Below are 22,557 nucleotides of genomic sequence, written 5' to 3'. Positions count from 1 at the left end.
CACCAACGCCCGGCGGGTGGCTGTAACACCGGCGTCATCCGTACGATGCGCAGCATGAGCGAGTTGTCGTTGAGCGGCGGCGCGGTCTCCTCCCGCGAAGCGTGGGAGAAGGCCGCGGCGGCTGTGCTCCGCAAGGCCCGACGGCTGTCGGACGACCAGCCCGACGCCGCGGTGTGGGAGGCACTGACGACCCGCACGCTCGACGGCATCGCCGTCACCCCGCTGGGTACGCCGGAGCTCGCCGCCGGCCTCCCGGATCCCGGACTGCCGGGTCAGGCGCCGTACGTCCGCGGGACCCGCGCGCGACGTGACGACGGCTCGTGGGACATCCGGGTGCTGCACGAGGACCCGGACGCGACGCACACCGCCGAGGCGGTGCTCGACGACCTCGAGAACGGCGCCACCTCCGTGTGGCTGCGACTCGGCCCCGAGGCGATCGACCCCGCTGCCCTCGGCACGGTGCTCGACCGGGTGTTCGTCGATCTCGCGCCCGTCGTCGTCGAGGCACGGGCCGACGGCCTGGGCGCCGCCGACGCGTTCTGCCGTTACCTCGACGAGCGTGGGGTCACACCGGCCCCCGGCACCAACCTCGGGCTCGACCCGATCGGTGCTTCGCTGCGCGGATACACCGGTGAGATGGTGCTCGAGACCGTGGTCGTCGAGGGCGCCCGCAAGGCGGCCGAGCGTGGCATCGCCGCGTTCGTGGTCGACGCGACCGCGGCGCACGACGGTGGAGCGTCCGAGGCGCAGGAGGTCGGCTACGCGCTCGCGGTCGGTGCGGCGTACCTGCGCCTCCTCACCGCTGCCGGGTTCTCGGTCGAGGACGCACTCGCGATGATCGAGTTCCGGTTCGCCGCGACGGACGAGCAGTTCACGACCATCGCCAAGCTTCGCGCCGCACGCGGCACCTGGAACCGCCTCGCCGAGCTCTGCGGTGCTGCGGACGTGGCACGCGGCCAGGTCCAGCACGTGGTCACCTCCCGGGTGATGCTCAGCAAGTACGACCCCTGGGTCAACATGCTGCGGACCACGGTCGCCGCGTTCGCTGCGGGCGTCGGTGGCGCCTCGTCGGTGACCGTGCTGCCGTTCGACGCCCCGCTGGGGCTCCCCGACGCGTTCAGCCGTCGGATCGCGCGCAACACGTCGTCGCTGCTGACCGCCGAGGCGCACGTCGGCGCCGTCACCGACCCCGCCGGCGGCGCGTACGCCGTGGAGCGCCTCACCGACGACCTCGCCCGCGCGGCCTGGGACGAGCTCGGCCGCATCGAGGAGGCAGGCGGCGCCGTCGACGCGATCGAGGACGGGTCGCTCGTCGGGCGCCACCGCGCCGTCGCCCGCGAGCGGGAGAGCCAGATCGCCCGGCGCAAGCGCCCGCTCACCGGTCTGTCGGAGTTCCCGAACCTGCGTGAGGTGCTGCCTGAGCGCACTCCGTACCCCGAGGGCGCCGAGCCCGTCCAGCGTTACGGTGCGGCCTTCGAGGCGCTGCGGGACAACCCCGTCCCCACGCCTGTCTTCCTCGCCACCATGGGGCCGATCTCGGCGCACACCGCGCGGGTCACCTTCATCGCCAGCCTGCTGGCGGCGGGTGGCATCGAGACGGTGACCGCCGGCCCGACGGCCGGCGTCGACGCCGTCCTCGCGGCGTACGACGGAGCTCCGGTGGTCTGCCTCGCCGGACCCGACAGTGCCTACGCCGAGTGGGGCGCCGACCTCGTGACCGCACTGCGCGCGGCCGGGGCGCAGTGGGTGATCCTCGCCGGGAAGCCCGTCGACGGTGTCGCCGTCGACGCCACGGCGGCGACCGGCGTCGACGCCCTGGCCTTCTTGCACGAGACGCGCGGACACCTCGGCGCGGCGCGAGCCGCGGGCGGACCCGCGGCCGAGAACGGAGCAGACGCATGAGCATCCCCGAGTCCTTCGCCGGGTTGCCGCTCGACCCGGACCAGCCGTACGCGGCCGACCGTACGGCCTACGACCGCGCCGCCGACGGTGCCGAGCCCTGGCCTGCGCCCGAGGGCATCGACATCGCGCCGCTCTACACGGGGGCCGACGTCCAGGGTCTGGACGCGCTCGACACGTACCCCGGGCTCGCGCCGTTCCTGCGGGGTCCGTACCCGACGATGTACACCACCCAGCCGTGGACGATCCGCCAGTACGCGGGGTTCTCCACGGCGGAGGAGTCGAACGCCTTCTACCGGCGCAACCTCGCCGCGGGCCAGAAGGGCCTGTCGGTCGCCTTCGACCTCGCGACCCACCGCGGCTACGACTCGGACAACCCTCGCGTCGTGGGCGACGTGGGCATGGCCGGGGTCGCGATCGACTCGATCTACGACGCGCGCACCCTCTTCGAGGGCATCCCGCTGGACAAGATGAGCGTCTCGATGACGATGAACGGTGCGGTGCTCCCGGTGCTCGCGCTCTACATCGTGGCGGCCGAGGAGCAGGGGGTGAAGCCGGAGCAGCTCATGGGGACCATCCAGAACGACATCCTCAAGGAGTTCATGGTCCGCAACACCTACATCTATCCGCCGGCGCCGTCGATGCGGATCATCTCCGACATCTTCGCCTACACCGCGCAGCGGATGCCGAAGTTCAACTCGATCTCGATCTCCGGCTACCACATCCAGGAGGCCGGAGCGACGAACGACCTCGAGCTCGCCTACACCCTGGCCGACGGTGTCGAGTACCTCCGCGCGGGCCTCGACGTCGGGCTCGACATCGACGCGTTCGCGCCGCGGCTGTCGTTCTTCTGGGCGATCGGGATGAACTTCTTCATGGAGGTCGCCAAGCTCCGGGCTGCGCGCGCCCTCTGGTCACGGCTCGTCGCCCCGTTCGACCCGAAGAACCCCAAGTCGAGCTCGCTGCGGACCCACTCCCAGACGTCGGGGTGGTCGCTGACGGCGCAGGACGTGTTCAACAACGTGCAGCGGACGGCCATCGAGGCGATGGCGGCGACCCAGGGGCATACGCAGTCGCTGCACACCAACGCGCTCGACGAGGCGATCGCCCTGCCGACCGACTTCTCCGCGCGGATCGCCCGCAACACCCAGCTCCTGCTCCAGCAGGAGTCGGGCACCACGGCGACGATCGACCCGTGGGGCGGCTCCTACTACGTCGAGCGCCTCACCCATGACCTCGCCCGCCGTGCCTGGTCGCACATCGAGGAGGTCGAGCGGGCCGGCGGCATGGCCAAGGCCATCGAGGCCGGGATCCCCAAGATGCGCGTCGAGGAGGCTGCCGCCCGCACCCAGGCGCGGATCGACGCCGGGCACCAGGCCGTCATCGGCGTCAACACCTACCGCGTCGACACCGAGGAACCCTTCGAGGTCCTCAAGGTCGACAACCGCGCGGTCTACGCCGCGCAGGTCGCCAAGCTGGAGCGGCTGCGGGCCGAGCGTGACGACGACGAGGTCCGCCGTACGCTGCACGCCCTGACCGAGTCGGCGGGACGTGGGGCGAGCAAGGACGGCTCGCTCGACGGCAACCTCCTCGCGCTGGCCGTCGACGCCGCCCGGGCCAAGGCCACGGTGGGCGAGATCTCCGACGCGCTCGAGAAGGTCTACGGACGCCACAAGGCGGTCATCCGTACGATCTCTGGTGTGTACCGATCCGAGGCAGGCAAGGCCGAGAACGTCGAGCGCGTGATCGCGGCGACCGACGCCTTCGAGGAGGCCGAGGGACGACGTCCACGCATCCTGGTGGCCAAGATGGGCCAGGACGGGCACGACCGGGGCCAGAAGGTCATCGTCTCCGCCTTCGCCGACATGGGCTTCGACGTCGATGTGGGCCCGCTCTTCTCCACGCCGGAGGAGGTGGCGCAGCAGGCGGTCGACGCCGACGTCCACGTGGTGGGCGTCTCGTCCCTGGCTGCGGGCCACCTGACGCTCGTGCCGGCGCTCCGTGACGCGCTGGCCGAGCTGGGCCGCCCCGACGTCCTCGTGGTCGTGGGCGGCGTGATCCCGCCGGACGACGTGGAGACGCTCAAGCAGATGGGCGCGGCCTCGGTCTTCCTGCCGGGCACGGTCATCGCCGAGTCGGCGCTCGAGCTGCTGGACAAGCTCCGGGCGACGCTGCAGCACTGATGGTCGACGTCGACGAGCTCGCTGACCGCGTACGCGCCGGGCAGCGTGCTGCGGTCGCGCGAGCCATCACCCTCGTCGAGTCTCGTCGACCCGACCACCGAGAGGCGGCACGGGAGCTGCTTGCGCTGCTCACCCCGCACTCGGGTGGCGCTGTCCGCGTGGGGATCTCGGGGGTCCCGGGGGTCGGGAAGTCGACGTTCATCGAGGCGCTGGGCACCCACCTGACCGCGACCGACCACAAGGTCGGGGTCCTCGCGGTGGACCCGTCGTCGGTGCGTACGGGGGGCTCGGTCCTCGGCGACAAGACGCGGATGCCGGAGCTCGCGGCGAGCCCCCGGGCGTACATCCGCCCCTCGCCGTCGGCCGGCACCCTCGGCGGCGTCGCGCGCGCGACGACCCAGGCGATCCTCGTGCTCGAGGCGGCCGGATTCGACGTGGTGCTCGTGGAGACGGTCGGCGTCGGGCAGTCGGAGGTGACCGTCGCCGGGATGGTCGACACGTTCCTGTTCCTCACGCTCGCGCGGACCGGTGACCAGCTCCAGGGCATCAAGAAGGGCATCCTCGAGATCGCTGACGTCATCGCGGTCAACAAGGCCGACGGTGACCGTGAGCCGGAGGCACGCGTCGCTGCCCGCGACCTCGCCGGGGCGATCCGCCTCGTCCACGCCGGGACCACCGGGTGGGTCCCGCCGGTGCTGACCTGCTCCGGGCTCGAGGGCACGGAGGTGGACACGGTGTGGATGCGGGTGCTGAGGCACCGCGAGTTCCTCGGTGCCGGCGGCCTGCGCGACAAGCGGGCGGCGCAGCAGCTCGAGTTCATGTGGGCGCTGGTGCGCGACGAGCTCGAGCAACGGCTGCGGCGCTCGGAGGCCGTACGCGGGGTGCTCGACGAGGTCCGTGCCGAGGTGCTCTCCGGTGACATGCCCGCGACGAGTGCCGCGGACGCGATCCTGGCTGCCTACGACCGCCCCTGACCGCTTCCCGCATCCGCTGCGCCCCGTGATCCGACGGGTTGTGCACCGAGATCACGTGCCGATCCGGTGCGCAACCCGTCGGATCGGGGATGCACGAGGGGGAGGTCAGGCCCAGGCCGGGTCCCAGCCCTCGACGTCCTCCGGCTTGCGCGACGGCGGGCCGGTGTAGATAGCGGACGGACGGATCAGCCGCCCCGTGCGCTTCTGCTCGAGGATGTGCGCACTCCATCCGGCCGTGCGAGCGCACGTGAACATCGACGTGAACATGTGCGGCGGGATCTCGGCGAAGTCGAGGACGATCGCTGCCCAGAACTCGACGTTCGTCTCCAGCACCCGGTCCGGGCGGCGCTCGCGCAGCTCGGCGAGCGCGGCGTCCTCCAGCGCCTCGGCCACCGCGTACCGCGGGGCGTTGAGCTCGCGCGCGGTCCGGCGCAGGACACGGGCGCGCGGGTCCTCGGCGCGGTAGACGCGGTGGCCGAACCCCATCAGGCGTTCGCCGGCGTCGAGCAGGCCCTTGACATAGGTCCGCGCGTCGCCGGACTTCTCGACATCACCGATCATGCCGAGCACGCGCGACGGCGCGCCGCCGTGCAGCGGACCCGACATCGCGCCGACGGCACCCGACAGCGCGGCAGCGACGTCGGCGCCGGTCGAGGCGATCACGCGTGCGGTGAACGTGGAGGCGTTCATGCCGTGCTCGGCGGCGGAGGCCCAGTAGGCGTCGATGGCCTTGACGTGAGCGGGGTTGGCCTCGCCGCGCCACCGGGTGAGGAACCGCTCGGTGATGGTGCTCGCCTTGTCGATCTCGGTCTGCGGGACCATCGGCTGACCGACGCCCCGTGCGGCCTGGGCGACGTACGACAGCACCATGACGGCCGTACGGGCGAGGTCGTCGCGAGCCTGCTCAGGATCGATGTCGTACAGCTGGCGGAGGCCCCAGGCGGGAGCGGTCAGTGCGATCGCGCTCTGGACATCCACCCGGATGTCACCCGAGTGCACAGGGATGGGGAAGGGCTCGGCGGGCGGGAGGCCCGGCTCGTACGTGCCGTCGACCAGGAGGCCCCAGATCTTCTCGAAGGGCACTCGCCCCACGAGGTCCTCGATGTCGACGCCGCGGTAGCGCAGCGCGGAGCCTTCCTTGTCCGGCTCGGCGATCTCTGTGGCGAAGGCGACGACGCCTTCGAGGCCCTCGTGGACCTTCACCGTCTCGGATGCGTCAGTCATGCCAGTCATTCTGCCCCGCCCGCGCAACGCCAGGTCTCGTAGGGTGCTGTCCATGGAGTCCCACGCGATCGCGGCACTGCGCGAGGAGTACGAGGCATCCGGACTGAGCGAGGCCGACGCCGGGCACGACCCGGTGTGGCTCTTCGGGACGTGGTTCGACCAGGCGGTCGCCTCGGGGATGCACGAGCCGAACGCGATGGCGCTGGCGACGGCGACGCCCGGTGCGCTGCCGTCGGTCCGGATCGTGCTCCTCAAGGGCTTCGACGCCGAGGGGGCGGTCTTCTACACCAACCGTGAGTCGCGCAAGGGCGACGACCTCGAGGGCAACCCGCACGCGGCGTTGGTGATGCTGTGGCACCCGTTGCAGCGGCAGGTCCGGATCGAGGGCTCGGTGACGCGGGTGTCTGACAGCGAGAGCGATGACTACTTCAGCTCACGGCCTCGGGCGTCCCAGCTGGGCGCCGTCGCCTCCGACCAGTCGCGGGTGGTCGCCGACCGGGTCGCCCTCGAGCGGGCGTACGACGCGGCGGAGGTCTCGTACCCCGACGACGTGGCGCGTCCCATGTGGTGGGGCGGCTATCGCGTGTCCATCGACTCGATCGAGTTCTGGCAGGGACGCTCGGGCCGCATGCACGACCGGATCCGCTTCCGTGCCGTCGGTGGGCAATGGCTTCGCGAGCGCCTCGCGCCGTAGGCCGGGCAGAGGGCCGGGCCGCAGGAGGGTGAAGACAGGAACGACCCGCGGGGTTTGCGTGCCGAGCGGACTTTGCTCTCGGCCCCCGCGGGTCGGGTGGCTGCCTGGGATTCGCCGCACGGTGCTGGCGTTCCCACGGCACCGTGGCTAGCTGACAGCCACCTCACATGTCCTGAAGTCAATCATTCTTCGGACCACCTCCTTCCCGTGTACGGACGAGATTACGCCGCGCTCCCGCCCGGGCCAACCCCTTTCCCGGGCCGGTTCCAGAGGCGATCCCCAGGGTGATCCGCAGGGCGGGACAATCGTTCCCGTGACGGCACCACGGGGCGTAGGGCGGATCCTCACCGACATCCGTCCGCTCCGGGAGTCGGTCGACTACCGGCGTCTCTGGGTCGGTCACACGGTGTCTCAGCTGGGTCAGCAGATGGCGACGGTCACGGTCGCCTACCAGGTCTTCGTGATCACCGACTCTTCCTTCGCGGTCGGGGTCGTCGGGATCGTCGCCCTGGTCCCGTTGATCGTGCTCGGCCTGTACGGCGGGGCGCTGGTCGACCACTTCGACCGGCGGACGGTCGCGCTCGTGACCGCGGTCGGGCTCTGGGTGTGCACGGCGGTGCTGTTGGCGCAGGCGCTGGTGGGCCTCGAGTCGGTGGTCCTGCTGTACGCCGTGGTCGCGGTCCAGTCGGGTCTGTTCGCGGTGAACAGCCCGGCGCGGTCCGCGATCATCCCGCGGCTGATCCCGGCGCACCTGCTCCCGGCGGCCAACGCGCTGAGCATGGCGGCGTACAACCTGGGCTTCACCGTGGGCCCGTTGGTCGGCGGTGTCGTGATCGCCTGGCTCGGGGTGGCGGCGACGTACGCGATCGACCTCGTGACGTTCACCGCCGCCGTCTACGCGCTGGTGCGCCTGCCGCCGATCCCGCCCCTCGAGGCGCCTCGGGGGGTGCCGGGCTTCCGGTCGGTGGTCGAGGGGATGGCGTGGTTGCGGCGCGCGCCGAACCTGCGCATGACGTTCGTCCTCGACCTGTGCGCGATGGTGTTGGCGCAGCCCCGGGCGCTGTTCCCCGCGCTCGCGCTGACGGTCTATGCGGGCGGGCCGTCGGCGCTCGGGCTGCTGCAGGCCGCGCCGGCGATCGGGTCCTTGGTGGCGTTCATGCTCTCGGGATGGGTCGGGCGCGTGCACCGTCACGGGGTCGCGATCGTGGTGGCCGTCGTCGCGTACGGGGTCGCCGTGGCGCTCGCGGGTGCGAGTGCGATCGGTGCGCCGGGGTTGATGTGGCTCGTGGTGACGATGCTGGCGTTCTCGGGATCGGCCGACATGGTGAGCGCGGCGTACCGGAGCACGATGCTCCAGCAGGCGGCCCCCGACGCGCTGCGGGGGAGGCTCCAGGGTCTGTTCACGGTCGTCGTCGCCGGTGGCCCGCGCCTCGGCGAGTTCCTGGCCGGATCGCTCGCCGAGATCACGACGATCGGGGTCGCGATGCTCTGCGGCGGAGTCGCGTGCGTCGTCGGGACGCTGGTGGCGGTCGCCCTCCAGCGGGGCTTCCTCACCTACGACGCACGCGACCCGTCGCCGTAGTCACTCGGCCAGCAGGCCGTAGAGCTGACGGCGCGCCTCGTCCAGGATCTGAGCGGCCCGCTCGCGCTGGTCGTCGCTGCCGTCCTCGCCCACCTGGCGGGCGGCCCGTACGAGCTTGCGTGCGCTGACGTGCAGCTCCTCCTGGGTCTGCGAGCCGGGTCGCCCGCTGTCCCAGGCCTGCGCGACCTCCGCGGCGTGATCGGCGAGGTAGGCGGCACCGTCCTCGGTGATCTGGAACTGGGTGCCCTCCGCGTCGACGGGCTCGACGAGGCCGTCCGCGGTCAGCCGTCGGAGCACGGGGTAGATGGACCCCGGGCTGGGCCGCCACCGTCCCTCGGTGCGCTCGGTGAAGGTGGTGATCAGGCCGTACCCGTTGGTCGGGCCGTCGGCCAGGACCGAGAGCGCGGCGAGGCGTACGGCGCCACGGCGGGCGCGGGGCCCGCCACGCCGGCGCTCGCCGAAGCCCGGTCCGAAGCCGGGACCTGAGCCGGGGCCGAAGTCAGGGCCGAATCCGGGACCATGGCCGTGACCGCGGCCGCGCGGGTCGCGACGACCTGGACGCGGTCGGCGACGCCCGGAGGTGGGATCGAAGGTCTCTCTGAGGTCGAAGTCTGGGTTTCGCACGAGGCATCCTCCTGTGGCAAGCGTTGGAGTATCGATGATAGAACGCGATATATCGTTACGCAATCGCGCACGCCGCAGCGCCTGCGTTCATCTCGATCGGCTCGACGAAGGGCTCGGCGAACGGCGTCAGGACAGGAACCAGGCCGCCGAGTCGGGAAGGAGCTGACCGGTGCCCTCGGCGAGCGCCGCGGAGAGCACGACCGGCGTGCCGAGATCGTCGACCGGATGGTCGACCGTTCCGCAGTTGACGACGCACACCAGACCACGCGCACCGTCGACACCGTCACGCCGGAACGCGACCACGTCGTCACCGCGCTCCAGCATCTCGAAGGTCGTCGAGAGGCCGCCGACGAGCTCTCGACGTTGCTGCAGGGCGAACGTGAGGAAGTTCAGCGTCGAGTACGGGTCGCGGGTCTCGTGCTCGACGGTGTAATCACGGAACCAGTCTGGCTGCGGGATCCACGTGCGGACCTCCCCGGGTCCGCCGGGGGAGAAGCCGAACGGAGGCTCCGAGCCCGACCACGGCATCGGGACCCGGCAGCCGTCGCGGCCCACACCGCCGCCACGCAGCCAGGTCGGGTCCTGCCGGTCCTCGGGAGCCACGTCGACCTGGGGGAGGCCGAGCTCTTCGCCCTGGTAGACGTACGCGGACCCGGGCAGAGCCAGCATCGTCAACATCGCCGCCTTGGCCCGAGACAGCCCGAGGTCGCCGCCACCGTAGTGGGTGACCGTACGGACGACGTCGTGGTTGGAGAGCACCCACGTGGGGCTCGCGCCGACCGGGCCCACCGCGGCGTACGTCTCGTCCAGGACGCGGCGTAGCGCGGGCGCGGAGAAGGGAGTCGAGAGCCAGTGGAAGTTGAAGACCTGGTGCATCTCGTCAGGGCGGACGTAGTGCGCCATCGCCTCGGCCGAGCCGACCCACGCCTCACCGATCATCATCCGGTCACCGGGGTAGGAGTCGAGCACCGTGCGCCAGCCGCGGTAGACCTCGTGCACGCCCGGCTGGTTCCAGTAGGGGCGGTCCCACTCGGTCATCGTGGCGTCGAGCGTCTCGCCCGCGGGTCCGAGCCCTTCGACGTCGGGCATGCCGGACGCCTTGAAGAGGCCGTGCGCCACGTCGACGCGGAAGCCGTCCACGCCCCTGTCGAGCCAGAAGCGCAGCACCGACTCGAACTCCTCGCCGACCTCCGGGTGATCCCAGTTGAGGTCGGGCTGCCCGGCGTCGAACAGGTGGAGGTACCACTGGCCGTCCTCGACCCGGGTCCACGCCGGGCCGCCGAACACCGACTGCCAGTTGTTGGGCGGCAGCGAGCCGTCGGGTCCGCGGCCGTCCCGGAAGAGGTAGCGCTCTCGTGCCGAGCTGCCCCGGCCCGCCCGGAGGGCTTCCTGGAACCACGGGTGAGCCGAGGCCGTGTGGTTGGGCACGAGGTCGACGATGACCTTGAGACCGCGCTCGTGGGCGCCGGCGAGCATCTCGTCGAAGTCGGCGAGCGTGCCGAAGAGCGGGTCGACGTCGCGGTAGTCGGCCACGTCGTAGCCGTGGTCGGCCTGCGGCGAGCGGTAGAACGGCGTGAGCCACAGCGCGTCGACGTTGAGCTGCTCCAGGTAGTCGAGCCGAGAGGTGACGCCCAAGAGGTCGCCGACCCCGTCACCGTCGGCGTCGGCGAACGAGCGGACGTAGATCTCGTAGCAGACGGCGTTGCGCCACCATGGCACGACAGACTCTGAGGACTGGGTCACGAGTGGTTCCTCCGTGGGGGGCGGCGGTCGCGTCCGCGGCCCTCAGCGGTGCGAGCAGGGCACGACAAGTCTAGGCGGGTACGTGACGAGTCGGTCGGCGGAAGTCGGTGATGTCGATCGCGATCCAGGTCTGCTCCGCACGCGCGACGAGCGTCCCGTCGACGCCGTAGAGCGCGGTGCCGGTGCGGTGCTTGCGCCCGTCGACGCCGCGAAGCGTGCCCACGCTGACGTAGTCGTGCCCGGTGACGACGGGCGAGAGGATCTGACCGGTCATCCGCCCCAACACCATCGGGGTCCGGTCGATGTGTGCTGCCCAGCCGCCCGGGCAGTCGATCGCCGCCCAGACGACCTCCGTGCCGAGACGGCCCTCGGCGTCGGCGAAGGCCGGGTGCGGCGTCCAGCTCGCCGCCACCGTGCCGGGGAACCCCGGGTCGTCGACCGGACCCGAGAACACGAGCAACCCGTCACCGGGCGTCCGCGCCGTCCCGCAGGTGAAGCAGTGCGGGAACGGATGCTCGAGACGCCCCTCGTACGCCTCGCTCCCCAAGCGGGCGAGGACCTCCCCGACGAACGGCGCGGGATCCACGTCGAAGGCTCCTGCGACCGCGTCGGCCACCACTGTCGCGCCGTCGGAGAGCACCGACCGGTGCCCGTCGAAGGCGAGGTCCAGCGGGACGTCGAGCGGCGGCGGGACCCGCAGCGTCGACGTCACCACGGCGGCGCCGTGGTCGGCGACGGGGTGCGAGACCAGTCCGGCGACGTAGCCTCCGTTGCCGGAGCTGTCCGGTCCGTTGAACTGCCGCGAGATGGTCGTGGTCGTCATCGGGCCACGCTCTCATGCGGCGGCGCCCGTCGGACCAGGGCGGGTCAGCGGATCTCCTCGTACCTCCGCAGCGCCTCCCGGCGCTCTTCGGCGTGGTCGACCAGTGGCGGCGGATAGCTCGCCGGCGGGTCCGGGAGCAGCCAGGGTTCGTGCACCCACCGGGTCGGGACGTCGGCGAGCTCGGGAACCCACCGGCGTACGTAGGTGCCGTCTCGGTCGAACTTCTTCGCCTGGGTGACCGGGTTGAAGACCCGGAAGTAGGGCGCCGCGTCCGTGCCGCAGCCGGCCACCCACTGCCAGTTGTGCTGGTTGGAGGCGAGGTCGAAGTCGACGAGGTGCTCGGCGAAGTGACGTGCGCCGTGCTGCCACGCCAGATGCAGGTCCTTCACCAGGAAGCTCGCCACGATCATCCGCACGCGGTTGTGCATCCACCCCTGCGCGAGCAGCTGCCGCATGCCCGCGTCCACGACCGGGATCCCCGTACGTCCCTCCTTCCACGCCTCGAGGTCGCCCGCGGGAGTGTCGTAGGCCATCGAGGCGAAGGCCGGCACCCACGGATCCCACGCCGAGTCCGGGCGCTGGTCGAGCACGTCGGCGTAGAACTCGCGGAACGCCAGCTCCCGACGGTACGCCTCGGAGCCTGGGCCACGTCCGAGCCCGGCGAGCAGGGTGCGGGGGTGGATCTCGCCCCACCGCAGGTGCACCGACATCCGTGAGGTGCGGTCGTCACCGGGAAGGTCCCGTTCGGTCGCGTAGTCGTCGAGGCCGTCGGCCACGAACTCGTCCCACCGCCGTCGGGCCGCGACCTCTCCTGGGACGGGGAGGGCGAGACCGTCCGGCAGCTCGGCGTCCGGGACCTCGACGGTGGGCGGCCCTGGCGACACCCACGCCCCGTCGTAGGGGTCTCGTGCGGGGGCCCGCCAACCGTGCTCGAGCCACGCGGCGTAGTAGGGGGTGAAGACCTGGTAGCGGCCCCCGTCGCGCCTGGTCACCCGGCCGGGAGCGACCGCGTACGGCGAGCCGGTGCGGACGAGCGCGACGCCGTGCTCGCCGAGGGCGTCGGCGACCCGGGTGTCTCGGCGGCGTCCGTACGGCGTGTGGTCGCCCGCGACGTGCACGCTGGCCGCGCCGACCCGGCGGGCCACCCCGACCACCTCTCTCGCAGGGTCCCCGGCGACCACGTGGAGTCCCGTGGCGCCCAGTCGTCGGGAGAGGTCGCGCAGCGAGCCCGCGAGGTAGGCCCGTCTCGGCGGCGGGGCCGCGTCCCACAACCGCGGGTCCAGGACGAAGAGCGGGACGACGCCGTCGCCGCCGGCCTCCAACGCCGTCACGAGGGCCGGGTTGTCCCCGAGGCGGAGGTCTCGCCGGAACCACAGCACCGAGATCGGCATCCGCCCATCCTCGACGGTGCACGGGGTCTGTGCACGATCTGGAACAATAGGCGCGTGAGCGACCTGATCGACACCACCGAGATGTACCTGCGGACCATCTACGAGCTCGAGGAAGAGGGCATCGTCCCTCTGCGCGCGCGCATCGCCGAGCGTCTCCACCAGAGCGGGCCCACGGTCAGCCAGACGGTAGCCCGGATGGAGCGGGACGGGCTGCTCACGGTCGAGGGCGACCGCCACCTCGAGCTGTCCGACCAGGGGCGCGCGCTCGCCACGCGGGTGATGCGCAAGCACCGCCTCGCCGAGCGCCTCCTGACCGACATCATCGGGCTCGAGATCGAGTACGTGCACGAGGAGGCGTGCCGTTGGGAGCACGTCATCTCCGAGCAGGTCGAGCGCAAGCTGGTCCGACTGCTCGAGCACCCGACCGAGTCGCCGTACGGCACGCCCATCCCCGGGCTGGGCGAGCTGGACGAGGCGGCGGTGCAGGCCGAGGCGTTCCTCGGGGCCGGCGTGATGCACCTGACGGCGACCCTGGCGACCAACGGTGATGCGTCGCGGCTCGTGGTGCGACGCATCGGCGAGGAGCTGCAGAAGGACACGACCGCGATGTCGGTCCTGCGTCGCGTCGGTGTGCTCCCCGGCAACGACGTTCTCGTGTCCTCGGCGCCCGACGGCGGTGTCGTCGTCGCGCGGGGCGGCGAGACGGCGGAGATCGACGCGGACGCCGCCAGCCACATCTTCGTCACGCGGCCGTGAGCGTCGCCTCCGGCTCCGGCTCCTCGCGGCGTCGTGCCCGCGACGCTCGGACTCGCGGGCTGCCGGACCGATGGTGCAGGGTGCTCATGAGGTCGGCGGGCTGCTAGGTCGACCGACGACCGGGGGGACACGATGAACGCAGCGCAGCGTCACGCACGCTGGTTCCTCAGCGCCTCGGTGGTGCTCGCGGCCGTCGTCGTCACCGTGCTCACCGTGGCGGCGCTCGTCGCGCAGGGAGAGTCTCTCGACCCGTGGTGGCTGCTCGCCGTCCCGGCGATCGTGCTCACCAGCGCGGCGCCGCTCTACCTCGACCGCTATGACGACTGGCTGGCGGTGGGCACCGAGTTCTGCGTCCTGGTGATGCTGTCGCTCGCGCTCGACTGGCCGCAGGCCCTCTCCCTCTGGATCATCGGCGTCGTGCTGGCCCAGCTCGTGCCGGTGGCGCGGGCCCCTCGAGCGTTCGACGCGTCGCTCTCCATCGTCTGCGGTGCCGTCGCCGTCGCCGTGGTGTCGATCCTGGGCACCGGGACGTCCGGCTATCGCGAGGTGATGGTTGTCGGGGCGGCCTTCACGCTCGCGTTCCTGATCGACATCGGTGTCTCGGTGCTGCGTGTCCACGCCGCCGAGCCGCCCGACCCCGGGAGCATCGCGGCGCGGGGATACGAGGTCCTCACCCTCTACGGGCTGTACGTCGGGGTGACCGCGATGGGGTACGTCTCGGTGCTCCTCTACCGGGCGGTGTCACCGTGGGCGCTTCTCGCGGTCCTGCCTGCGCTGGCGATCGTGCTGATGGCGGTGAAGGGTCTCACCCGCGAGCGCGAGACCGCGCGGCGGCTCAAGGTGCTGTTCGAGACCGCGAACGCGCTCCACTCCGCCTCGACGGAGGGGGAGGTGCTGGCCGTGCTCGACGCGGGGGTCCGGCGACTCGGGAAGTCCGCCGGCTCCGGACTGCGGAGCGAGCTGCCCGCTCCCGGTGACGTCCGGCGGCTCTTCATCTCCGGCGACGACGTCTACTGGCTCGTGATCCACGGCACCGGTGGCCCGCAGGCCGCGACGCTCCGACGCACGGAGGCCCTGGAGTCGATCGCCCAGCAGGCCGAGGAGGCGCTCTCGCGGATGCGGATGAACCGTGACCTCGTCGACAGCGCGGAGCGCGATCCGCTGACGCGGTTGAGCAACCGCGCGGTCTTCCTCGACACCGTGGACGAGGCGTTGTCCGCCGAGGGCGGGAGACAGTCGTGCGCGATCCTGTTCTGCGACCTCGACGGCTTCAAGCGGGTCAACGACCAGCTGGGACATGCGAGCGGCGACGCAGCGCTGGTGGAGATCGCGCGCCGCCTCGTCGCCGACCTTCCTGACGACGTGCGGGTGGCTCGCCTCGGTGGCGACGAGTTCGCCATCCTCGTGACGGCGTCGGCGAGCGGAGCGGTCGGACTCCGCGAGCGCACGATGGATCTCGCCGCGCAGGTCGGCGAGATCGTCGCCCGACCGATGGTGCTGGACGCCCGCACGATCGAGATCGCCACCAGCATCGGCGTCTCCTGGACCGACACGGAACGCGTGAGTGCCTCCGAGCTCCTGCGCAACGCCGACATCGCGATGTACGTGGCCAAACGAGAAGGCGGTGGCCGCGTCGTCGTCTACCGTGCGGCCATGGGGGAGGAGCGCGTGCGGTCCTTGGAGCTGGTCGACCGGTTGCGCCGGGCGATCGACGAGCGCCGGCTCCGTGTCGTGTACCAACCGATCGTCTCCGCCGACGAGCAGCGGCTCCTTGCCGTGGAGGCACTGGCCCGGTGGACCGAGGACGGCGAGGTCGTCTCACCGGAGGAGTTCATCCCGCTCGCCGAGGATGCCAACCTCATCGAGCCGATCGGTGAGCTGGTGCTCGACCAGGTCTGCGACGACCTGGAGCAGCTCGGTCACGCGCTCGACCCCGACACCGCGATCGCGATCAACCTGTCTGCGCGTCAGCTCGACTCGCCGCGGTTTCTCGCTCGCATCCATCGCGCCATCGGCCTGCTGGCCCCGCATCCGCTGACGCTCGAGATCACCGAGACGGAGACGATCAGTGAGGAGGTCATCGAGTCGAGGGTGATGGAGGACCTGGTCGAACGCGGGGCGATCCTGGCGGTCGACGACTTCGGGGTGGGATTCTCCTCGCTCGAACGGTTGATGCGGCTGCCCGTGCAGGTGCTGAAGCTCGACCGGGTCTTCTCGCGAGACGTCGACACGGGCGAGGAGCAGGCGGCGTTCCTCACCTCGATGCTCGAGATGGCGTCGGCCACGAATCTCAAGACGGTCGTGGAGGGCATCGAGCGGCGGTCGCAGGTGGAGGCCGTCCTCTCGGACCTGAGTGCTCGCGGGCGTCGCACGCTCGCGCTCCAGGGCTACTACTTCGGCGGACCGATGAGTCCGGCGACTCTTGTCCGCTGGTCGGGGCAGCGGGCGCGGGCGGCCTCGCTGCGGCGGCGGTGACCACGGTGGGCCGCAGGACGGTCGGCCGTTTCAGACGCTTTGGCATGCTGGTCCGGTGGGACGAGGGAGGGTGATGAGCACCGTACGAGGATTCGGTTCGTGGCTGCGCGCCACGGGGACGGAGCTGCTGGGATGGCTGCTCGTGGTGGCCGGCATCGCCGCGCTGGTGCTGCCCGGCCCCGGTCTGCTCATGGTGTTCGGGGGCCTCGCGGTCCTGTCCAACCGCTACGAGTGGGCGAGGCGGCGGGTCGAGCCGGTCAAGGCCAAGGCCTTCGAGGCTGCCCGCTACGGCGTCGCGACCTGGCCCAGGATCGCTCTGAGCGTCCTCGGCGCGCTCTCGGTGATGGCCTTCGGCGTCATCTGGTGGATGGCTCCGGCCGTCCCGACCGTGGGACCGCTCGGCCCGGAGCTGCCGTTCAGCGGGTGGGGCACCGGACTGAGCCTCATGATCTCCTCGGTCATCGCGCTGGGCCTGCTCGGCTTCAGCGTGGCGCGCTTCCGCTACGGCGGTGACGACGACGAACGGGTGGACGGCGACCTCGTGGAGGCCGAGCTGCTCGAGGCCGAGGTCGGTGATCGCGAGGACGGCCGACGCGATGCCGAGGACCGCTAGCCGCAGCACCGGAGGCCCCGGCCGCGCGGGCGGCGCTACTGCCAGAGCACCGCGATCAGCACGTTGAGGACTGCGAGCCCTCCGATCGCGTGCGCCATCCAGACTGGGGCGCGGTCGCCCTTGCGGGTGGCCACGAACGCGAGCACGGTGACGACGATCGCGACGACCAGCTTGATGCCGATCTTGACGTGGTTCACGTCGAGGTCGTCCATCTCGCGGACGCCGACGAGCAGCAGACCGGTCACCAGAGCGGTCGCCGCGGCGTGCCAGACGCCTTTGGCGATCGGGACCGGGGTCCGCAGTCGTGATGCCCACGCCCCCACCACGAATGCCCAGGAAAGAAGGTGGATCGCGAGCAGGACGAGTCGAAGCGTCTCCATGGGCCGAACCATACTTGAGGCCATGGGGGATCAGATCAGTGAGGTGATGGGGCGCCTGCGACGCGAGGACTTCCTCCCGGACGACCAGAAGCGCTTCGCAGACCTGGACGAGCCGCTGCCGATCGGGTGGGGGCAGACCAGCTCGCAGCCGAGGACCGTCGCGGCGATGCTGCGGCTGCTCGACGTGTTGCCCGGCATGCGGGTCCTCGACGTCGGAGCCGGTTCTGGATGGACGACGGCTCTTCTCGCGACCTTGGTCGGGGCGGAGGGTCAGGTCGTGGGGGTGGAGCTCGTCCCCCAGCTTCGCGTCCGCGCGACTGCGGCACTCGGGAGGCTGCATCTCGACCAGGCTCGGGTCGAGCTGGCGGAGCGGGGCGTCCTGGGCTGGCCGGTCGATGCGCCGTACGACCGAGTGCTGGTGTCGGCGCAGGCGCGATCGCTCCCCACGCCTCTCGTCGAGCAGCTGGCAGAGCAGGGTGCCATGGTCGTCCCGGTTCGCGGGCGGATGACTCGTGTCGCCCGTCAGGCGGGCGGGGAGGTCGCCGTCAGCGAGCACGGGTCGTACCGCTTCGTGCCGCTGCTCGACTGGTGAGGCTCCCCGCTAGTCTTGGGCGGTGCGCCCCCGTAGCTCAGGGGATAGAGCACCGCTCTCCTAAAGCGGGTGTCGCTGGTTCGAATCCAGCCGGGGGCACGACTAGCGTGGGGTCGTGGACTCCTGGGGCGCCGTCGTCGGGGTGGTGGAGCTGCCCGACGGCCGACGTGTGCGGGGGACAGGCCTGCGCCGCCCTCGGCGCGGGGTCGCCCCGCCCGACTTCGCTGTCTACCTGCTCGGTCGTGACCCGCGGGTCAGCGACTGGCCCTATCGCTGGGTCCGTTGGCGCGACTTCGGTCTGCCGGCCTCGACCGTCGACGCCGTGACGGCGCTGCGATCGGCTCACGAGCGAGCAGCCGTCGAGCGTGTGGAGATCGCGTGCGGAGGCGGCGTCGGGCGGACCGGGACGGCGCTGGCCGCCCTTGCCGTCATGGGCGGACTGGACGTCGACGAGGCCGTGACGTGGGTACGCCGGCACTACCACCCGCGTGCGGTGGAGACCCGTCGGCAACGGCGGTGGATCGGGGGGTTGGTCACGCGGTGACGCAGGCTAGACCAGCCGCTTGTGCATCACGTGCAGACCCACGAGGCCTCGCGTCGCGTGGTCGAACGCCTCGGGGACGGTCCCGACGATCTCGAAGCCGAGGTCGCGCCACAGCGCGACGGCGGCCGTGTTGGTCTCCACCACCGCGTTGAACTGGATCGCGCGGTAGCCGGCCTCGCGTGCCCAGGAGATCATCTCGACGCCGAGCGCTCGCCCCACGCCTGCCCGGCGAACGGCCGGATCCACCATGAAGCTGGCCGTCGCGACGTGCGCGCCGCGGCCGGGCCGGTTCGGTCCCATCGTGGCCGAGCCGATCACCACGCCCTCGTCGTCGACGGCCACGGTCGTACGACCCTGGGGCCGCTCCATCCACAGCTCCCGTGCCGACGCGAGGTCGAGGTCCAGGGGATAGGCGTAGGAGTCGCCGGAGTCGACGATGGTCGTGAAGAACGGCCAGATGGACGGCCAGTCGGCCTCGAGCGCCGGACGGATCTGCATCAGGCCAGCATGTCGTACACGAGCGGTGCGACCTGCGTGCCGTACAGCTCGATGCACCGCAGGAGCTGGTCGTGCCGCATCGCGCCGTTGGCGTACTTGAGGTCGAAGCGGCTCACGCCGAGCGCGGCGGCGTTGCGAGCGATCTTACGGGCGACCGTCTCCGGCGATCCGACGTACAGGGCGCCGTCGGGGCCGGCCGCCTGGGCGAACTCGTTGCGGCTCGGCGGCGGCCATCCTCGCTCTCGCCCGATCTGCGCGCGCTGTGCCATCCAGTGGTCGTGAAGCTCCTCGCGTGCCTGCTCGTCGCTCTCGGCCACGTAACCCGGGGAGTGCATCCCGACCGGGAGAGGGCCGACACCCTCCTCCGCGAGGCGGCGGCGGTAGTGGTCGGCGTACGGGACGAACTGCAGCGGTGGACCACCGATGATGGCGAGCATCATCGGGATCCGGTAGCGCACCGCGCGCTCGACCGAGGCCGGTGTGCCGCCGACACCGATCCACGTGCGCAGCCGACCCGACTCGATCGGCGGATAGACGCGCTGGTCGGTCAACGGGGGACGGATCGTGCCCGACCACGTGACCGGCTTCTCCTCGAGCAGACGTGCGAACAGGTCCAGCTTCTCGTCGAACAGCACCTCGTAGTCGTCGAGGTCCAGCCCGAACAGCCCGAACGACTCGATGAACGAGCCACGGCCGAGGATCACCTCGGCGCGCCCGTTCGAGAGGGCGTCGAGCGTCGAGAAGCGCTCGTACACCCGGATCGGGTCGTCCGAGCTGAGGACCGTGACCGCGGAGCCGAGGCGGATGCGCTCGGTGCGACCGGCGACGGTCGCCAGCACGATGTCCGGCGCGGTGATGGCGAAGTCGGCGCGATGATGCTCACCGAGGCCGATGAACGCGAGCCCGACCTCGTCGGCGCGCACGGCCTGCTCCACCACCTGGCGAAGCACCACCGGGGCGGGCAGCGGCTCACCGCTAGAGTCGGCCGAGATGTCGCCGAACGTGTCGAGGCCCAGCTCGAGGTCGCTCACGAACCCGACACTAGCGCGGGGAACGAACGTCAGCGGGGCGCGTTCGTCCTGATGAGCCCGATCCCCAGACCGAGAGTGTGAGATGAGCTCAGGCAGTATCGACCCCCTTCCGGAACGGGTTCTGGGAGGGGGTGAACGGCGGTGGTGACGTTCTTGTCGCTGCTGGCCGGCGTCGTCGTCGTCCTCGCGATCACGGCGGTCACGGCGTACTTCGTGGCCCAGGAGTTCGCCTACATGTCCGTCGACCGCTCGGCCCTGCGGGCCGGGGCGGCGGACGGCTCGACCGCAGCCGAGCGTGCGCTCTCCGTGACGCGACGGACGTCGTTCATGCTCTCGGGAGCCCAGCTGGGCATCACGGTGACCGGTCTCCTCGTCGGGTACGTCGCCGAGCCCTTGATCGGCCAGGCGATCGGCGACCTTCTCGGTGGAGCCGACGTCCCGCGCGGTGTCGGCATCGCCGTCGGCACGGTGCTGGCCCTGGTGTTCTCGACGTTCGTGCAGATGCTGTTCGGTGAGCTCTTCCCGAAGAACCTCGCGATCGCCAGGCCCCAGCCGCTCGCGCTCGCGCTGGCGCGCTCGACGGTGCTCTACCTGAAGATCTTCGGCTGGCTCATCGCCGTCTTCGACCGCGCGTCCAACCTGCTGCTGCGGGCCCTGCGCATCGAGCCGGTGCACGACGTCGAGCACGCGGCGACCGTACGAGACCTCGCGCACATCGTGGCCGACTCCCGCGAGTCCGGTGACCTCTCGCCCCACCTGTCGGTCCTGCTCGACCGCATCCTCGACTTCCCTCACCGCGATGCCGAGCACGCGATGATCCCGCGCTCGCGTGTCGACACCTTGGGTCCGTCCGCCTCCCTGGCGGAGGTGCGCGCGAGGATGAGCCACGGACACTCCCGCTACCCCGTTCTCGGCGCGGACCAGGACGTCTTGGGTGTCGTCCACCTCGAGGACCTGCTCGTGCGCGACCGGGAGGATGCCCGGGCGAGCGCCGCAGACCTGATGCGCCGGCCACTGTTCGTGCCGACCTCCATGACGCTGCCCAACGTGCTCGACACCATGGTCGAGGGGAGCGAGCAGCTGGTGTGCGTGCTCGACGAGTACGGCGGCTTCGTCGGCGTCCTCACCTCCGAGGACCTCGCCGAGGAGCTGGTCGGAGAGATCGCCGACGAGCACGACCCCGTGGACGTCTTCGTCGAGTCCGTCGGTGACGGCATCTGGGTCACGGCCGGGGACCTGCCGCTGGACGAGCTGGCACGTCTCGTCGACCACGTCGTCCCCGATGGCGACTTCGAGACTGTCGCCGGCCTCGCGATCGCCTACCGAGGCGCGTTCCCCGAGGTTGGAGACTCGGTCGACGTGGTCCTGCCGCCAGACCCCGCCGAGCTCGCTCTCGACGACGACCCGCCGCGTGCTGTCCTGCGCCTGGTGGTGCTCGACGTCGGGCGCCACGTCCCGTCCCGACTGCGCGTGCAGGTGCTCGCGCCTCGTACGCCGGAGGTCGACCGATGAGCAGCCAACCCTGGGTCGTCGTGGCGGCGACCGTCGTCATCATCGCCCTCAGTGCGTTCTTCGTGGCGGTCGAGTTCGCTCTGCTGGCGGCCAGGCGGCACCGACTCGAGGATGCGGCGGCATCCAGCAGGTCGGCGCGCGCCGCCCTGCGCAGCTCCGCCGAGCTCACGATCGTCCTGGCGGGCTCGCAGCTCGGGATCACCGCGTGCACGTTGGCGCTCGGCGCCGTCACCAAGCCGGCCGTCCACCACGCGATCACCCCGGTGCTCGAGGCGTGGGGCATGCCCTTGTGGACCGCCGACGTCGCCTCCTTCGTGCTGGCGCTGGTGGTCGTGACGTTCCTCCACCTCGTCGTCGGCGAGATGGCCCCCAAGTCGTGGGCGATCGCGCACCCGGAACGCTCGGCGATCGCGCTGGCGATCCCCATGCGTGCGTTCATGACCGTCTTCCGACCCGTGCTGATCGGGCTCAACGCACTGGCCAACCGGTGCGTGCGAGCCGTGGGCGTCGAGCCGGTCGACGAGGCGGCCTCCGGTCAGGACCCGCGCGCACTGCGCCAGCTGCTCGAGCACTCGGCGAACGTCGGTGCGCTCGACGCGTCGTACTCGGCCCAGCTGTCGGGCGCCCTGGACCTCGACTCGACGACCCTCGGAGACCTGGTGCGCGACGCCGGCTCGACACCCACCTCCGTGCCGCGGGGAGCGACCGTCGCCGACGTGCAGGACGCCACCCGGCGGTCGGGGCACCTGCGCCTGCTCCTCGGTGACGGCGCAGACCTGCGTGAGGTCGTGCACGTCCGCGACACGTTGGACCTGCCGGCGGACGCGCCGGCCGCTCCGGTCGCTCGGCCGGTCCTCGCGCTGGGGGCGACGACGCCGCTGTCTCGAGCGCTGGCGCAGATGCGCGAGGGGCGCAACCACCTGGTGGTCGTGACGGGGCCGGACGAGAGCGCCGTCGGTGTCATCACCCTCGCCGACGTCCTCCGGATGCTGTTCCCAGGGACCGCGGTGGCGTGAGCG

The 22,557-nt window shown here is 71.4% G+C and carries 19 protein-coding genes, 1 tRNA gene and 1 pseudogene; 13 read left to right on the top strand and 8 right to left on the bottom strand.

Annotated elements, in window-relative coordinates; translation table 11 throughout:
• The first annotated feature begins 54 nt into the window (after positions 1-54).
• From KV097_RS13645 to meaB, 3 genes and pseudogenes are all read left to right on the top strand, one after another.
• Positions 55-1,902, top strand: coding sequence for a methylmalonyl-CoA mutase family protein (locus KV097_RS13645; protein ID WP_220366183.1), 1,848 nt, complete (start codon positions 55-57; stop codon positions 1,900-1,902).
• A 98-nt stretch (positions 1,903-2,000) separates the two neighbouring features.
• Positions 2,001-4,082: pseudogene (gene scpA, locus KV097_RS13640) on the top strand (methylmalonyl-CoA mutase); the annotation flags it as partial.
• On the top strand, positions 4,082-5,056 hold the full coding sequence (meaB, locus tag KV097_RS13635; protein ID WP_220366181.1) for a methylmalonyl Co-A mutase-associated GTPase MeaB: 975 nt from the start codon (positions 4,082-4,084) through the stop codon (positions 5,054-5,056). The pseudogene scpA and the gene meaB, both read left to right, overlap by 1 nt.
• Before the next feature lie 105 nt (positions 5,057-5,161).
• Here meaB and KV097_RS13630 read toward each other — a convergent pair whose 3' ends face one another.
• A complete protein-coding gene (locus tag KV097_RS13630; RefSeq protein ID WP_220343554.1) occupies positions 5,162-6,280 on the bottom strand; it encodes a citrate synthase 2 in 1,119 nt (372 codons plus the stop codon).
• Positions 6,281-6,332: 52 nt separating this feature from the next.
• Here KV097_RS13630 and pdxH point away from each other — a divergent pair, with 52 nt between their 5' ends.
• Both pdxH and KV097_RS13620 read left to right on the top strand, forming a co-directional pair.
• Complete coding sequence (gene pdxH, locus KV097_RS13625) at positions 6,333-6,974, top strand: pyridoxamine 5'-phosphate oxidase (RefSeq protein WP_220366180.1); 642 nt, start codon at positions 6,333-6,335, stop codon at positions 6,972-6,974.
• Positions 6,975-7,287: 313 nt separating this feature from the next.
• Entirely contained in the window at positions 7,288-8,556 is a 1,269-nt protein-coding gene (locus KV097_RS13620) for an MFS transporter (protein WP_220366179.1), read from the top strand.
• On the opposite strand, the gene KV097_RS13615 is transcribed toward KV097_RS13620, so the two are convergent.
• The 4 genes from KV097_RS13615 to KV097_RS13600 form a co-directional block, all read right to left on the bottom strand.
• Positions 8,557-9,180: a PadR family transcriptional regulator gene (locus KV097_RS13615; protein WP_220366178.1), complete on the bottom strand. Its 624-nt coding sequence runs from the start codon at positions 9,178-9,180 to the stop codon at positions 8,557-8,559. It abuts the gene before it with no gap.
• Positions 9,181-9,306: 126 nt separating this feature from the next.
• The gene (locus tag KV097_RS13610) at positions 9,307-10,923 is read right to left on the bottom strand and encodes a glycoside hydrolase family 13 protein (protein ID WP_220343558.1); all 1,617 of its coding nucleotides are present in this window, start codon (positions 10,921-10,923) and stop codon (positions 9,307-9,309) included.
• A gap of 70 nt (positions 10,924-10,993) precedes the next feature.
• A complete protein-coding gene (locus KV097_RS13605) occupies positions 10,994-11,746 on the bottom strand; it encodes a hypothetical protein (protein ID WP_220366177.1) in 753 nt (250 codons plus the stop codon).
• Between the two features lie 44 nt (positions 11,747-11,790).
• Positions 11,791-13,137, bottom strand: a complete 1,347-nt coding sequence (locus KV097_RS13600) for a deoxyribodipyrimidine photo-lyase (RefSeq protein ID WP_220366176.1) — start codon at positions 13,135-13,137, stop codon at positions 11,791-11,793.
• A 54-nt stretch (positions 13,138-13,191) separates the two neighbouring features.
• On the opposite strand from KV097_RS13600, the gene KV097_RS13595 reads away from it, so the two are divergent.
• From KV097_RS13595 to KV097_RS13585, 3 genes are all read left to right on the top strand, one after another.
• Positions 13,192-13,893 carry a metal-dependent transcriptional regulator gene (locus KV097_RS13595; RefSeq protein ID WP_220343561.1) on the top strand — a complete coding sequence of 234 codons (702 nt, stop codon included), beginning with the start codon at positions 13,192-13,194 and terminating at the stop codon, positions 13,891-13,893.
• A 132-nt stretch (positions 13,894-14,025) separates the two neighbouring features.
• Positions 14,026-16,368: a bifunctional diguanylate cyclase/phosphodiesterase gene (locus KV097_RS13590; protein ID WP_220343562.1), complete on the top strand. Its 2,343-nt coding sequence runs from the start codon at positions 14,026-14,028 to the stop codon at positions 16,366-16,368.
• A 73-nt stretch (positions 16,369-16,441) separates the two neighbouring features.
• The gene (locus KV097_RS13585) at positions 16,442-16,981 is read left to right on the top strand and encodes a PGPGW domain-containing protein (RefSeq protein ID WP_220343563.1); all 540 of its coding nucleotides are present in this window, start codon (positions 16,442-16,444) and stop codon (positions 16,979-16,981) included.
• A gap of 35 nt (positions 16,982-17,016) precedes the next feature.
• On the opposite strand, the gene KV097_RS13580 is transcribed toward KV097_RS13585, so the two are convergent.
• Positions 17,017-17,361: a hypothetical protein gene (locus KV097_RS13580; protein ID WP_220346161.1), complete on the bottom strand. Its 345-nt coding sequence runs from the start codon at positions 17,359-17,361 to the stop codon at positions 17,017-17,019.
• 22 nt (positions 17,362-17,383) lie between these two features.
• Between KV097_RS13580 and KV097_RS13575 the strand changes: the two genes are divergently transcribed.
• The 3 genes from KV097_RS13575 (at position 17,384) to KV097_RS13565 (ending at position 18,497) form a co-directional block, all read left to right on the top strand.
• Entirely contained in the window at positions 17,384-17,953 is a 570-nt protein-coding gene (locus tag KV097_RS13575) for a protein-L-isoaspartate O-methyltransferase (protein WP_220366175.1), read from the top strand.
• Positions 17,954-17,979: 26 nt separating this feature from the next.
• Positions 17,980-18,052 (top strand) — tRNA-Arg (locus KV097_RS13570).
• Positions 18,053-18,068: 16 nt separating this feature from the next.
• Positions 18,069-18,497: a protein-tyrosine phosphatase family protein gene (locus KV097_RS13565; protein WP_220343566.1), complete on the top strand. Its 429-nt coding sequence runs from the start codon at positions 18,069-18,071 to the stop codon at positions 18,495-18,497.
• A gap of 6 nt (positions 18,498-18,503) precedes the next feature.
• On the opposite strand, the gene KV097_RS13560 is transcribed toward KV097_RS13565, so the two are convergent.
• A complete protein-coding gene (locus tag KV097_RS13560; protein ID WP_220346164.1) occupies positions 18,504-18,995 on the bottom strand; it encodes a GNAT family N-acetyltransferase in 492 nt (163 codons plus the stop codon).
• Positions 18,995-20,026, bottom strand: coding sequence for an LLM class flavin-dependent oxidoreductase (locus KV097_RS13555; protein ID WP_220366174.1), 1,032 nt, complete (start codon positions 20,024-20,026; stop codon positions 18,995-18,997). Before KV097_RS13555 ends, KV097_RS13560 begins: the two co-directional genes overlap by 1 nt.
• 144 nt (positions 20,027-20,170) lie before the next feature.
• Between KV097_RS13555 and KV097_RS13550 the strand changes: the two genes are divergently transcribed.
• Both KV097_RS13550 and KV097_RS13545 read left to right on the top strand, forming a co-directional pair.
• A complete protein-coding gene (locus KV097_RS13550; RefSeq protein WP_220366173.1) occupies positions 20,171-21,538 on the top strand; it encodes a hemolysin family protein in 1,368 nt (455 codons plus the stop codon).
• Positions 21,535-22,554, top strand: coding sequence for a CNNM domain-containing protein (locus KV097_RS13545; RefSeq protein ID WP_220366172.1), 1,020 nt, complete (start codon positions 21,535-21,537; stop codon positions 22,552-22,554). The genes KV097_RS13550 and KV097_RS13545 overlap by 4 nt, the downstream gene beginning before the upstream one ends.
• Positions 22,555-22,557: the final 3 nt, after the last annotated feature.

Source organism: Mumia sp. zg.B17 (assembly GCF_019550915.1).
Taxonomy (GTDB): Bacteria; Actinomycetota; Actinomycetes; order Propionibacteriales; family Nocardioidaceae; genus Mumia.
Note: the sequence above shows the minus strand (reverse complement) of the source record. Positions and strands in the feature narration are given on the sequence as shown.

Excerpts from the sequence above, each read along its gene's own strand:
- KV097_RS13645 (WP_220366183.1), top strand. The coding sequence starts at position 55 with ATGAGCGAGTTGTCGTTGAGCGGCGGCGCGGTCTCCTCCCGCGAAGCG.
- meaB (WP_220366181.1), top strand. The coding sequence starts at position 4,082 with ATGGTCGACGTCGACGAGCTCGCTGACCGCGTACGCGCCGGGCAGCGT.
- KV097_RS13630 (WP_220343554.1), bottom strand. The coding sequence starts at position 6,280 with ATGACTGACGCATCCGAGACGGTGAAGGTCCACGAGGGCCTCGAAGGC.
- pdxH (WP_220366180.1), top strand. The coding sequence starts at position 6,333 with ATGGAGTCCCACGCGATCGCGGCACTGCGCGAGGAGTACGAGGCATCC.
- KV097_RS13605 (WP_220366177.1), bottom strand. The coding sequence starts at position 11,746 with ATGACGACCACGACCATCTCGCGGCAGTTCAACGGACCGGACAGCTCC.
- KV097_RS13600 (WP_220366176.1), bottom strand. The coding sequence starts at position 13,137 with ATGCCGATCTCGGTGCTGTGGTTCCGGCGAGACCTCCGCCTCGGGGAC.
- KV097_RS13590 (WP_220343562.1), top strand. The coding sequence starts at position 14,026 with ATGAACGCAGCGCAGCGTCACGCACGCTGGTTCCTCAGCGCCTCGGTG.
- KV097_RS13585 (WP_220343563.1), top strand. The coding sequence starts at position 16,442 with ATGAGCACCGTACGAGGATTCGGTTCGTGGCTGCGCGCCACGGGGACG.
- KV097_RS13580 (WP_220346161.1), bottom strand. The coding sequence starts at position 17,361 with ATGGAGACGCTTCGACTCGTCCTGCTCGCGATCCACCTTCTTTCCTGG.
- KV097_RS13575 (WP_220366175.1), top strand. The coding sequence starts at position 17,384 with ATGGGGGATCAGATCAGTGAGGTGATGGGGCGCCTGCGACGCGAGGAC.
- KV097_RS13560 (WP_220346164.1), bottom strand. The coding sequence starts at position 18,995 with ATGCAGATCCGTCCGGCGCTCGAGGCCGACTGGCCGTCCATCTGGCCG.
- KV097_RS13545 (WP_220366172.1), top strand. The coding sequence starts at position 21,535 with ATGAGCAGCCAACCCTGGGTCGTCGTGGCGGCGACCGTCGTCATCATC.